This is a genomic window from Providencia sp. Marseille-Q8014 (assembly GCF_965112055.1).
The window spans coordinates 918,183-931,137 of sequence record NZ_CBCOPT010000001.1; the positions used below are offsets into that span (position 1 = coordinate 918,183).

Genomic DNA, 12,955 nt, shown 5'->3' on the forward strand with positions numbered 1-12,955 from the left:
AACTCATAATGAAGTTATATTATATTTAATGTCTTTTATTTCTTGCTAATGCTTGAAAAAAGGTCACTAAGAATAACTATTCGCTCAAGGTGTGGCTCTGATGCTACAGGATTATGATAATAGTTATGCTTATAATCCATAAAGTGATCAAGTTCAGGTTGTGCGGACTGATTGCTATCTGTTTTTTCTTGAGTAAGAGATGTGGCTTCCTCTTTTATATTCTCAGATAATACAGGTTCTTTTTTTGTCGTTATACTTGATAATGTTTTCTCATTGTTGGAATGATTTTTCTCCTCTATTTCAAGAAAGGCGAAATTATCCATTTTAAGTTGGCGGCTTAATGAATTTAGATCATCGTACATAGTTAACCTTACCCTAAAAATAACCAAAGCAATTACTCATTTAATGGATGATTTTTACCATGGTCTTTTAGGTAAATCATCTTATTTTGATATAATATTTAGTTATAATATTGGATAAATTGCTTTGATTGATAATATGTAAACAATCTATAGAGATACATTATAGAATTCGGAGACTTGATTTTTAAATATGATGTAATTGTGAAATTTGGATAAATAGTATTTATTGGTTCTTTTAAAATCAATAGCTATTTTGAATAAATAAAATAGCTGAAAATATATATTGAAAAAATCTAAATTATGATTTATATACGACAATAATTGATAATTTAATATTAGATTAATTATTAATCATCTTTGATTGTTTTTATGACGATATATATAAAATGAAAATATCAAGATTTTTTTGTTATAGACAATCTATCTTTCTCGTTTGTTAAGTCATGGATTGGCTAATGAATGTTTTTATCACGCCATTGGCTTGGTGAATCACCCACTAAGCGATTAAAGAAACGCGCAAAGTAGGCGGGATCTTTAAAGCCTAATTGGTAAGCAATTTCTGATACAGGACTGTCACAAAATAATAGCATGCGTTTCGCTTCTCGTAATATGCGGTCAAAAATTAATCGCTTAGGCGGTCGGTTAGCGAATCGCCGACACATATCTTTGAGTCGAGACTCGGTAACACCGAGTTTATTTGCGTATTCAGGAATAGAAAGATGCTCATGGTAGTGTGAGTCAATGAGTTGATTGAAACGTTGAAAGAGATGATGCTCTCCTCTCACTCCACTGATAGGGTGATCGTCAAGTGGGATCGAACGTAAGAGAAAAGTAAATAAAGCTTGTGCTAAAGAGGATAAGACTTGGTCTCGGCCTGCGTAACTATTTGCGGATTCGCGAGCCATCAATGCCCAGTAATGACGAAAAGTTTCTAGATCATCCGGTTTATCAGCAACAGATAAACAAATCGCTGGTATTGCAACGATATCTGGGTTTGCGGGGTAGAGGGACTCTAATAATGGCGTTATTAGATCTTGCCTAACAGTAAGCACATGTCCGTCAGTATCTTCTTGAGTAAAAAAAGCATGGGGTACAGAAGGGGGCGTGAGAATAAATAATGGTGCTTGAACAGAATAACGTTGTTCATCAAGCTGTAATGTAATATGACCTGTTTCCAGATAATGGAGTTGGAAAAAGCCATCATGTCGGTGAGCTTGCATATCGCGGCCAAAAAACGCCGCCATATTACCGAATGTTTGGTAATGAACATCATCATTCCCTTGTGTCTCATCATAATCTTTGCTGATATCGATATTAGTTATTAATGATGACACGACCATGTTCTCCCATTGTTCTGTTCAATTAGAGCCGCACGGTATCATCGCGCGGCTCTAATCTTTTTCGTTATCTTAAATATTAAGGTGTTGCTCTAGGGCGTGAATTTTTCATTGGTATCAATACTACCAGTATAGCTCCGATTACCAGTAAACCCGCGACAAAATAGAGTCCGGAGTTGAAGCTACCTGTTTGATCCTTCAACCAACCGATTAAGAGTGGGCTAACCGCGGAACCAATATTACCTGTCGCGTTAATAACGGCAATACCAACAGCACGCGCGCGTAAACTAATAGATTGATCTGGGGTTGTCCAGAATACCGCCATAGCTGTAAATGACCCCGTCGATGCCATGATGATACCAATAAGTTGAATGACGGGATGATGTGTTAAGGCTGCCAATACCCAGCCTGCTGCGGCAAATAGGTAAGGAAGTGCCGTGTGCATTTTACGCTCTTGTAACCTATCAGAGCGCCGACTCCAATAAATCATTCCCAATATGGTACAGAACTGAGGAATCGCAGTAAGTAAGCCGATCATGGCATTACTACTACCTTCGTTAAAGCTCTGCATAATTTGTGGTGTCCAGATATTAATTGCGCTGAGTGTATTCGTCAGGCAGAAATAAGCCACAGTGTACATCAGAACGACAGGCGTAAAAATCTCTCTCCATAAGCTTTTATTTTGCAATGCAGTATGGCTTTTTGAACCATGTGGTTGGATAAGCTCTAACTTATCTTGTTCCATCATCTCTTGGAGGCTTTCTTTGTCTTCTTTGGTCAACCATTTGGCTTTTTCTGGTGAATCATCCAGATAGAACCAAACAAGTACACCTAAGATGACAGATGGGAAACCTTCTAGTAGGAACAGCCACTGCCAGCCTTTGAGGTCAAAGATGCCATCCATTTCGAGAATATAGCCAGATGCAAGGGAGCCAAATGCCATTGTGACAGGCATTGCGACCATGAATAAGGCGTTCGCTCGCGCACGGAAGTAAGCAGGGAACCAGTAGGTTAGATAGACCAGAATACCCGGTAAGAAGCCTGCTTCAGCCACCCCTACTAGCATTCGTAGGATATAGAGACTTGTCGGTCCGGTTGCAAACATGGTGGCTGTTGATGCGATCCCCCACAGCACCATAATGGTTGCGATCCAACGACGTGCACCGACAATACCCAACATAATATTACTTGGGATGCCAAATATGACATAGGTTGCATAAAACAGTGTGGCTGCAAGACCAAACATGGTGGATGTTAGGCCAATATCTTTCCCCATGGTTAAGCCAGCAAAACCAATATTAATACGATCGAGGAAAGAGAAAACAAAGAGTACGAATAAAAATACAATCAATCGACGGAATAACTTTTTAATAACGCGTTGTTGTGGCTCAGTCAAATTCTTATGCTGCTCAGCAGGGTTTGGTTCAGCAACGTTGGATAATTTGCTCATTTGTAAATCCCTCATTTATATGCATTTTATGCTGTTATGGGTACAAAAGGCTCTGAGGCAGCCATTAAATATGTCTGCCCTGTCGGCACATTGGTTGTTAATGTTGTTTTTCTTATGCCATTTATTGTGTATTTGTAGGGTAATAAAAATTACATCAATAAAATGACATAAGAAGTCTTTACTACTGTATTAGCACTCATTAATACACGCTTGGTGTATTGGATGTAACCTCAGTAACGGTATTGCCAAAGCGAGCTGCGAGTGCTTCTGCACCACGAGCTAACAATGTTGTATCAACACCCACCGCAACAAATAGTGCACCTAATTTTAAATAATGTTCAGCAACATCAGGTGCTGCCATTAAAATACCGGGTGCAATGCCCGCTGCGCGAATTTGTACGATCGCTTTTTCGATCACAGCTTTAACATCAGGGTGGTTTGGATTACCTGAATAGCCCATATCAGCGCTAAGATCAGCAGGGCCGATAAAGACACCATCAATGCCTTCAACTTGCAAAATTTCTGACAGGTTATTGATCGCTTCACGAGTTTCAACCTGTACAATGACGCACATCTCATCATTGGCACGTTGCAGGTAATCAGGAATACGATTCCAGCGAGATGCCCGTGCTAAAGCACTGCCAACGCCACGGATCCCAGCAGGCGGGTAGCGTGTTGCACGCACAGCTTGCTTGGCTTGCTCCGCATTCTGTACCATTGGCAGTAATAACGTCTGTGCACCAATATCTAATAGCTGTTTAATGATCACCGGATCATTCCAAGGCGGACGAACGACCGGTTGTGATGGATAAGGGGCAATCGCTTGTAACTGAGTTAAGATGGTTTGCACATTATTAGGTGCGTGTTCACCATCAATCAGCAGCCAGTCGAAGCCAGCTCCCGCAACAAGCTCTGCACTGTATGAACTGCATAATCCTAGCCATAAGCCAATTTGTGGTCGACCTTCTTTTAGGGCATGTTTAAATGAATTTTGTAGGATATCCACGGTATCTCCTTAGACAAATCGGCAACTAACAGAACCCATCACACCATAATCCACATGAAATACATCCCCTTTACGAGCAGGCACTGGGCGAGTAAATGAACCACCTAGAATGATTTGTCCTGCTTCAAGTTGCACATTATGCGGAGCCAATTTATTCGCCAGCCAAGCCACACCATTTGCTGGATGGTTCAGTACTGCGGCAGCGACACCGGATTCTTCAATGACACCGTTACGATAGAGTAACGCGCTGATCCAACGTAAATCGAGATCACGTGGTTTGATCGGTCTGCCCCCTAAGATGACCGCGGCATTTGCTGCGTTATCTGAGATCGTATCAAACACTTTGCGTGGGCGTTTTGTTTCAGGGTCAATACCATGGCAGCGAGCATCAATCAGCTCCAGAGCCGGTATGACATAGTCTGTGGCGTTATAAACATCAAACAGCGTACAATTGGGTCCACTTAATGGTTTCGCTAAAACGAAAGCTAATTCAACCTCAATACGTGGAACAATAAAGCGATCGGTTGGAATTTCACAGCCATCGTCAAAAAACATATCATCAAGAAGTGCACCGTAGTCTGGCTCATCAATCTGAGAGCTAGCCTGCATCGCTTTAGATGTTAAGCCGATTTTATGGCCTTTTAGAGAACGTCCTTCAGCGATTTTTAAGCCAACCCACTCACGTTGAATCGCATAAGCATCTTCAATCGTTATTTGTGGGTGATCCAATGATATCTGACGGATCTGTTCACGTGTTTTCTCAGCCTGATTAAGTCGCTGTGCAACTTGCGATATGATATCTTTTTGTAACATGCGAGTATTGCTCCTGTTGAACTCTGCTTACCACGCAAGCAATGTAGGGCGCTTTCTAACCCGCACTGCCCTTATGGCAGTGCGGTAATCTGTCAAAATTCAATTAGTTAGTCGACAGCCCACCAAAGCAGAGATATTTCACTTCCAGATAGTCTTCAATTCCGTAACGTGAACCTTCACGCCCCAGTCCTGACTGCTTAATGCCACCAAATGGGGCAACTTCATTTGAAATAATGCCTTCATTAATACCGACCATGCCGCTTTCCAGTGCTTCTGCAACACGGTAGATACGGCCGATATCTCTAGAATAGAAATAAGAGGCTAGGCCAAATTCGGTATCATTTGCTAAATCAATAGCGTCTTGCTCATCGCGGAACTTAAACAATGGCGCTAAAGGCCCAAAAGTTTCTTCTTTGGCGACGACCATGGCTTCAGTGACATCAGCTAATACAGTGGGTTCAAAGAATAAACCGCCTAGTGATGCCGGTTTTCCGCCTGTGAGTACACGAGCACCTTTCGAGACGGCATCGGCAATGTGTTCAGTCACCTTATCGACAGCCGCTTGATTAATCAGAGGGCCTTGCTGTGAATCGGCTTGAGTGGCTGGGCCTATTTTCAGCTCATTGACAGCTTTTGCGAGGCGTTTGGCAAACTCATCATAAATGCCTTCTTGGACTAAGATACGGTTAGCACAGACACAAGTTTGTCCACTATTCCGGAATTTAGCGGCTAACGCGCCTTGTACAGCGGCATCTAGATCAGCGTCATCAAAGACAATGAAAGGCGCATTTCCACCGAGTTCTAATGAAAGTTTTTTGACGGTATCGGCACATTGTGCCATCAACAACTTACCTACGCGGGTTGAACCCGTGAACGTTAATTTGCGAACGATTGGACTGGATGTCAAAACCCCCCCAATGGCTTTTGCATCAGTACCAGGAACAATATTAAACACCCCAGCAGGGATACCGGCTTCCTCACCGAGTGCAGCTAGCGCTAATGCAGATAACGGTGTTTCAGCGGCAGGTTTAAGTACCATAGTACAACCCGCTGCCAGTGCTGGGCCGACTTTACGAGTGATCATGGCATTTGGGAAGTTCCATGGCGTTATCGCGGCGACCACACCAACGGGTTGTTTAATCGTGACTAAACGGCGACCGGGTAGTGGTGATGGAATGGTTTCACCATAAACGCGTTTACCTTCCTCAGCGAACCATTCAATAAAGCTTGCACCATAGGCAATTTCTCCCATTGATTCAGTGAGGGATTTGCCTTGCTCCCAGCTAAGTAATTCAGCAAGTTCTTTTTGATTATCCATCATCAATTGGAACCATTTATTCAGAATTTGGCTACGTTCTTTGGCGCTTTTAGCTCGCCATGCTGGCAGGGCTTTTTCAGCGGCATCAATGGCTTGTTGGGTTTCCGCTGCGCCTACATTACTGACTTTTGCAATGATTTCACCGTTTGCTGGGTTAGTGACATCGAATTGGCTATTATCGTTGGCATTAACCCATTGACCGTTGATGTAAGCCTGCTGGCGGAATAAGGTAGAATTGACATTAATACTCATTTTTCTTTTTTCTCCGAAGGCACTGATATTAACTGTGAGCGGACATTTTTGGCCGAAAAACGTTGGCTTGTGAAACTTAATCCGGCACAGACAGCCATAACCAGCGCCATAGCAAATGGGGATTCATCCTGTAGAACAGAAACAGCAACACTCGCTAGCGCCGCCAATGCAAATTGTATTGAAATAGCAAGAGCACTGGCGCTGCCAGCAATCTTTCCTCGATGCTGCAATAACAGTGACAAACTGTTTGTACCGATAGCATTCACCATCGATAAGAACAGCACGACCAGAATAACAATAATAGGCAGGCTTTGCTGGTAGAAAATGAGTAGAAATAACCCAAACAGCAATTGAGCTCCACTTTGTAGACAGAGTATGCGAGTTAAACTGTAAACCTTGAGTAATCTTACATTCAGCAGTAATACCGCTATCATGCCGAGAATATTACAGCCAAATAATAAGCCGTAATGCTGTTCCGAGACCCCAAAATAATTAATATAGACAAAAGGGGATCCACTAATAAAAGCGAACATGCCTGCAAAAGAGAAAGCCATAGTGCCAATAATGCTTAGCGCTTCTCTGTCACTCAGCACTTGCGCATAATTATGGAATGCAACGCGGAGTAAGTTTTGAGATGCCTCTTGATGCGGCAGTGTTTCAGGGAGTAAGAAAAAAATACAACAAGTGGAACAAAGTCCTATCAGCGCAAGAAGATAGAAGATCACTTGCCATTGATAGTGAATTAATAAAAAACCACCGAGTAGCGGCGCTAGCAGCGGGGCGATCATGGTGACTAGCGTCATCAGCGACAAGACTTTAGGGAGTTCAGCCGTAGGATAAACATCTCTTGCGATCGCTTGAGCCATGACAATGGCGGCTCCACTTCCAAAGGCTTGTAATGCACGGAATGCAATTAAGGTATTAGCCGATGAAGCTTGCGCACAGAGTAAACTCGCGAGTGTAAAAATAATGAGGCCACTTAACAGCATCTTACGACGACCGAGAAGATCACTGAGTGGCCCATAAAACAGCATACCAATACAGAAGCCTGCAAAAAAAGCGCCGAGCGTATATTGCATCTGTCCTTGAGTCGCATGGAGATCATTCCCCATTTGCGGTAATGCGGGCAGATACATATCTATCGATAATGGTCCAAATGCTACTAATGAACCTAATAATGGAATTAAGTAGCGAGGAATCTGTCTATCGAACGCAGCTGGCATCATGCTTCCTTATTTAAAGAGAGCGTGAACATTGTTTTGTTTGTAATTCAAAACAGGATCAAGCTCTTCCATAGTCAATGACAAAGCAAGATATCTCTCATTCATAAGCTGAGCGAAGTGCTCTTTGATGAGTGAAAATAACATCTGGCCTGTTTTCTCTCGATCTTCAAGTGAACGTCCAGCGCCAATCTTGAGTGTCATATGGACGAAAGCGTAGTCATGCTGACCATCGGCCATCTGCCAAGTATCTAACCAAATAGCACGGCTACGGATCCCGCCTAAAGGGAAAATACCTGTTCCAGCTAATGCACTGTTTACCTTAGCAAATAGCTCAGGTAGATTGGCTTGATCACGAATATTGTCTGTACATTCAGCAATAAAATGCGGCATGATCACTCCTTACGCATTCGCTTCTTGTTTATCAGTGATATAACTTGGCAGAGGGAATATGGCATTGATTTGCCCAGTTCCTGAACTTGCAAACAAATCAGTTAACACTTCCACTTTTTCAGCGTATTTATCCCAGCCCAGCATGCCCAATAGCATTACGGTATCGTGCATATGGCCTTCGCCATAACAGTAGTCGGCATATTCAGGTAACATTTTGCAGAACTCTTCAAAACGGCCTTCACGCCATAATTTGACAACGCGCTTATCCATCTGCTCATCAAATTCACGGGTATAATTATTCATGCCTTCTTCTGCACGATGGTCATCAATAAAACGATGGGATAGTGAACCACTCGCAAATACTGCAACAGTACCATCATATTTTTCGATGGCAGTGAGTACCGCTTCACCTAACTTACGGCTGGATTCAAAACTATGGGAGGTACAAAAGGCAGAAATAGAGATCACTTTAAAATGACGATCGCTATTCATATAACGCATAGGAACTAACGTGGCATATTCCAATGTTAAGCTTGGAATTTCATGTGATTGAGCACGAACACCTAATTTACGCGCCTCTTCACCGATCATACGTCCGAGCTCTGAGTTACCATCGTACTCATATTCCATATCGCGAATGAAATGAGGGAGCTCATTACTGGTGTAAATCCCTTTAAAGTGATCAGCACAGTTAATATGGTAAGCGCTGTTTACTAACCAGTGAGTATCAAAAACAATAATAGTATCAACACCAAGTTCGCGGCAACGACGGCTGATTTCTTTGTGACCATCAATAGCGGATTGACGGCAGCCGTGGTGTTTGCCGGGTAATTCTGACAAGTACATGGATGGAACATGTGTTATTTTTGCCGCAAGTGCTAATTTACCCATAAGTTTTTACCTCCCCCGTCGTATTTCGAGCTGTAGCAAAAAAATGAATTTGCATAACTACAGCTCGAACTATTTAGGGCACAAGTTAAATTAAATATTTATTATTGAATTACCAATAATTTAATTATCTCAATGAATTAAACACCCCAACGAGGAATATTATGATCCCCGAAGGAAATACAAACGTTCTTCATTTCTGCAAAAACTTCAAAGCTATATTCACCGCCTTCACGGCCTACACCTGAGGCTTTAACGCCACCAAATGGTTGACGCAGGTCACGTACGTTTTGGGTATTAACAAACACCATACCGGCTTCAATGCTGCGAGATAAACGTAAGATCTTGCTGACATCTTGTGTCCAAATATAAGAGGCTAAGCCATACTCAACATCATTAGCCATGCGTAAACCGTCTTCTTCTGACTTGAATGGAATTAAGCAAGCGACAGGGCCAAATATTTCTTCTTGAGCAACACGCATACGGTTATCGACATCGGCCAATACAGTAGGTCGTAAGAAATTCCCATTTTTCAGATGAGCAGGTAGATCGGTTGGCTTATCAGGGCCTCCTGCTAATAAGGTTGCACCTTCTTCCACGCCAAGACGGATATAGCCAGAAACCTTGTTCCAATGCTGTTCGCTGATCAGTGCACCCACTTGAGTTTTGGGATCGGTAGGGTCACCAACGATAAGGCGGTTAGCGCGCTCTGCAAAACGTTTAACAAATTCTGGATAGATACTTTCTTGGATAAAGATACGTGAGCCAGCAGTACAGCGTTCACCATTAATTGAGAAAATGGTAAATAGGGCAGCATCGAGTGCACGTTCGATATCAGCATCTTCAAATACGAGAACAGGAGATTTACCACCCAGTTCCATGGAGTATTTTTTCAGACCCGCATTTTGCATAATTAAACGGCCTGTCGCTGTGCCACCAGTGAAGGAAACAGCACGAACATCATGGTGTTTGACCAACGCATCACCGGCAGTGCTGCCATAGCCTTGTACCACGTTAAGTACGCCAGCAGGAATACCTGCTTCTAGTGCTAATTCACCCAAACGGTTTGCAGATAAAGGTGATAGCTCCGACATTTTCAGAACGGCGGTATTCCCTAAAGCTAAGCAAGGTGCGGTTTTCCATGTGGCCGTCATAAATGGCACGTTCCATGGTGAAATTAATGCACATACACCGACAGGTTGAATCAGCGTGTAGTTCATCATTTTATCGTCAACAGGATAGGTGCGACCGTTCATCTGTTGGCAAACTTCAGCAAAAAATTCAAAGTTATGTGAAGCTCGTGGGATCAATACGTTCTTAGTCTGATGAATTGGTAGACCTGTATCCTGTGTTTCCATTTCTGCAATTTCAGGTACGTTTTGATCGATTAATTCACCTAAGCGGCGCATTAAGCGAGCGCGCTCTTTCATCGGCGTATTAGCCCATTTAGGGAATGCTTCTTTGGCGGCAGCAACGGCTTGATTGATTTCATCTTGTCCACCTGAAGCAACTTCTGCTAGTACTTCACCTGTTGCTGGGTTGGTGGTTTCGAAATAGTCTTTGCTGGCAACATTTTTGCCATTAATCCAATGATTAATCTTAGTCATTACAACGTTCCTCATATTCTTTCTCGCTGACAATATAATTAATCAGCCGGCCTACACCCTCAACTTCAACGATCACTTCATCACCAGGCACAACATCGGAAAGTCCTTTTGGCGTTCCTGTTGCTATCATGTCACCCGGTTGCAGTGTCATAAAATCACTTAGGTAGGAAATTAAAAATGGAATATTGAAAATGAGATCAGCCGTCGTCCCTTTTTGACGCAGTTCTCCATTAACATAGGTATAAAGCGCAAGATTGTGCGGATCTTTAATCTGATCTTTGTCGATAACCCATGGTCCAATTGGCGTTAAAGTGTCACGACTCTTGACGCGAAGATTTGGACGGTAGTAGTTTTCTAAATAGTCACGGATCGCATAGTCGTTACACACGGTATAGCCTGCAACATAATCCATCGCGTCTTCTTGCGATACCTTATGTGCCGCTTTGCCAATCACGACAACGAGTTCTGATTCGTAGTGCATGTATTCGACATTATCAGGGCGAACTGAGACTTGACGGTGACCTGTTAACGTATTGTCTGCTTTGATAAAAATGAGTGGCTCTTCAGGTGGCTTAAAGTCTAATTCAGTCGCATGGTCAGCATAATTCAGGCCAAGAGCGAACAGTGTTCCTCTGACCGGTGGTAGCCATTCAACATGTGCGTCATCACCTGCAATGACTTGGCCATTGGGTAATGTGATCTCTTCATTATCGCCAACAGTGACTGAATACTCAGTACCTTGATAACGGATTTTAGCATGCTTCATTATTGTCCTCCCGCCGCGACAACTTTATTGCGTAAGCTTGGAAAGCCCTCTGCTTGAACAGTAACTTCATCACCTGGTTGGATAGTGATACGTTGATGAGGGGTTCCCATCAGAATCACATCACCTTCTTTTAAAGTTGCAAATTCGCTGAGTGCGGCAACTAATTCACTGGCATCGCGAACGAGATCTTTGGTTGACCAACGATCGGCTTCTTTACCATTGATAAGCGTGATGATGTCTATTGGTGCTGCTAAAGCGGTTTGAATCATTTCCCCAATAGGGCAGAAACTATCACAGCATTTTGCTTTGATAGCTGGGCGATAAAATGACTCCTCTGGGAGACTAACTTCGTTCGCTAGCGCAAAGCCTGCAATATAATTTTTGGCTTCAGATTGACTGACTTTACGTGCATTTTTACCAATAATGAGTGCCAGTGTTGCACCACTTTGCACCACTTCACCCGCAGGATGTAAAATATTATCCCCTGAGTTAATTCGAGTATTACGCGGTTTTATAAACCACACCGGTGTTTTTGGTGGGGTTTTATAAGGGGCTTGCCCGAATGCCTCATGCCAGTGTTCCACTTGGCTTTGATGATTGAGGGCAACGGCAAAAACGGTGCCTTTCATTGACAACTCCTTATTAGAAAAACAAAGATTTCGAATGATTGTTAATATATTAATAATGTATTAATTTGGAATTGGCAATAGGTGAACTGAATTGTTAATTTTAATTGTGATCTCTTTAACATATTCGGATTTTTTTCATGTAACCCTTTAATATTCAGGGTTTTGATATTTTTTTTGATTTTTTATTGTAACTTTTTATTAACTTTTTGTGAGTAAGGTGGATTATTTACTCATTAATATTTTAGGGTTTTTCTTTGTGATTGTTATTTTACCGTGCTAACCTTGGTTCTAAGTAGATAGAATAGGCTATCACTGAAAAAATTTGCGGTGTTAAGGCGCAATATCTAGTCCAATACCAACCTATTGGTATTAAATAAACATTTTAGAGTGGTGAGTTTTAGACTTATGCATGAATCATTGACAATTGCATTATTACAGGCAAGAGAGACCGCGATGGGGTTCTTTCGACCTATTTTAAAGTCATATAATTTGACTGAACAGCAATGGCGTATTATCCGAGTACTTGCTGATAAACGCTCTATCGATTTCCATGAGTTATCAGTTAAAACCTGCATTCTGCGTCCTAGTTTGACGGGTATTTTGACTCGTATGGAGCGAGAAGGCTTAATTTTTCGCTTAAAACCACTCAATGATCAGCGCAAACTCTATGTTTCTCTGACGCCTGGTGGTCAGACGCTATATGACAAAGCACGGCAAGAAGTGGAAGAAGGTTATCAAAAAATTGAGCAGGCATTTTCTCATGAAAAAATGCAGCAATTAACGGCCCTGTTAGATGAATTAATTGCTTTAGAAAGCCCTGATTACAGTAATATGGCTGATAAAAAAGAGAGTGCCTAAAATCGTCGTGTCGCTCTACTTATGGTAGCGTGTAAAAATCACTAGCCCCTTAATCA

Annotated in this window: 13 protein-coding genes; 1 reads left to right on the forward strand and 12 read right to left on the reverse strand. The window is 42.3% G+C overall.

Features of this window, described 5'->3' with window-relative positions:
• Positions 1 to 35 precede the first annotated feature (35 nt).
• The 12 genes from ACWPW6_RS03930 to ACWPW6_RS03985 all read right to left on the reverse strand — a co-directional run bounded on the left by ACWPW6_RS03930 (position 36) and on the right by ACWPW6_RS03985 (position 12,041).
• Positions 36 to 362, reverse strand: a complete 327-nt coding sequence (locus ACWPW6_RS03930; RefSeq protein ID WP_249999926.1) for a hypothetical protein — start codon at positions 360 to 362, stop codon at positions 36 to 38.
• A gap of 452 nt (positions 363 to 814) precedes the next feature.
• A complete protein-coding gene (hpaA, locus tag ACWPW6_RS03935; RefSeq protein WP_154623382.1) occupies positions 815 to 1,702 on the reverse strand; it encodes a 4-hydroxyphenylacetate catabolism regulatory protein HpaA in 888 nt (295 codons plus the stop codon).
• Positions 1,703 to 1,778: 76 nt separating this feature from the next.
• Positions 1,779 to 3,149: a 4-hydroxyphenylacetate permease gene (gene hpaX, locus ACWPW6_RS03940; RefSeq protein WP_154623383.1), complete on the reverse strand. Its 1,371-nt coding sequence runs from the start codon at positions 3,147 to 3,149 to the stop codon at positions 1,779 to 1,781.
• 199 nt (positions 3,150 to 3,348) lie between these two features.
• Positions 3,349 to 4,155: a 4-hydroxy-2-oxoheptanedioate aldolase gene (gene hpaI, locus ACWPW6_RS03945; RefSeq protein ID WP_163860738.1), complete on the reverse strand. Its 807-nt coding sequence runs from the start codon at positions 4,153 to 4,155 to the stop codon at positions 3,349 to 3,351.
• 9 nt (positions 4,156 to 4,164) lie between these two features.
• A complete protein-coding gene (gene hpaH, locus ACWPW6_RS03950) occupies positions 4,165 to 4,968 on the reverse strand; it encodes a 2-oxo-hept-4-ene-1,7-dioate hydratase (protein WP_154623384.1) in 804 nt (267 codons plus the stop codon).
• A 103-nt stretch (positions 4,969 to 5,071) separates the two neighbouring features.
• Positions 5,072 to 6,538 carry an NAD-dependent succinate-semialdehyde dehydrogenase gene (locus ACWPW6_RS03955; protein ID WP_154623385.1) on the reverse strand — a complete coding sequence of 489 codons (1,467 nt, stop codon included), beginning with the start codon at positions 6,536 to 6,538 and terminating at the stop codon, positions 5,072 to 5,074.
• Complete coding sequence (locus ACWPW6_RS03960) at positions 6,535 to 7,761, reverse strand: Bcr/CflA family multidrug efflux MFS transporter (RefSeq protein ID WP_454209334.1); 1,227 nt, start codon at positions 7,759 to 7,761, stop codon at positions 6,535 to 6,537. Before ACWPW6_RS03960 ends, ACWPW6_RS03955 begins: the two co-directional genes overlap by 4 nt.
• 9 nt (positions 7,762 to 7,770) lie before the next feature.
• Positions 7,771 to 8,151: a 5-carboxymethyl-2-hydroxymuconate Delta-isomerase gene (locus tag ACWPW6_RS03965; protein ID WP_154623387.1), complete on the reverse strand. Its 381-nt coding sequence runs from the start codon at positions 8,149 to 8,151 to the stop codon at positions 7,771 to 7,773.
• A 9-nt stretch (positions 8,152 to 8,160) separates the two neighbouring features.
• Positions 8,161 to 9,042: a 3,4-dihydroxyphenylacetate 2,3-dioxygenase gene (gene hpaD / locus ACWPW6_RS03970; RefSeq protein ID WP_154623388.1), complete on the reverse strand. Its 882-nt coding sequence runs from the start codon at positions 9,040 to 9,042 to the stop codon at positions 8,161 to 8,163.
• A 137-nt stretch (positions 9,043 to 9,179) separates the two neighbouring features.
• Entirely contained in the window at positions 9,180 to 10,646 is a 1,467-nt protein-coding gene (gene hpaE, locus ACWPW6_RS03975) for a 5-carboxymethyl-2-hydroxymuconate semialdehyde dehydrogenase (RefSeq protein WP_154623389.1), read from the reverse strand.
• The gene (locus ACWPW6_RS03980; protein WP_154623390.1) at positions 10,639 to 11,412 is read right to left on the reverse strand and encodes a fumarylacetoacetate hydrolase family protein; all 774 of its coding nucleotides are present in this window, start codon (positions 11,410 to 11,412) and stop codon (positions 10,639 to 10,641) included. The genes hpaE and ACWPW6_RS03980 overlap by 8 nt, the downstream gene beginning before the upstream one ends.
• Complete coding sequence (locus tag ACWPW6_RS03985) at positions 11,412 to 12,041, reverse strand: fumarylacetoacetate hydrolase family protein (protein WP_154623391.1); 630 nt, start codon at positions 12,039 to 12,041, stop codon at positions 11,412 to 11,414. The genes ACWPW6_RS03980 and ACWPW6_RS03985 overlap by 1 nt, the downstream gene beginning before the upstream one ends.
• 405 nt (positions 12,042 to 12,446) lie before the next feature.
• Between ACWPW6_RS03985 and hpaR the strand changes: the two genes are divergently transcribed.
• Entirely contained in the window at positions 12,447 to 12,899 is a 453-nt protein-coding gene (gene hpaR / locus ACWPW6_RS03990) for a homoprotocatechuate degradation operon regulator HpaR (protein ID WP_154623326.1), read from the forward strand.
• Positions 12,900 to 12,955 lie beyond the last annotated feature (56 nt).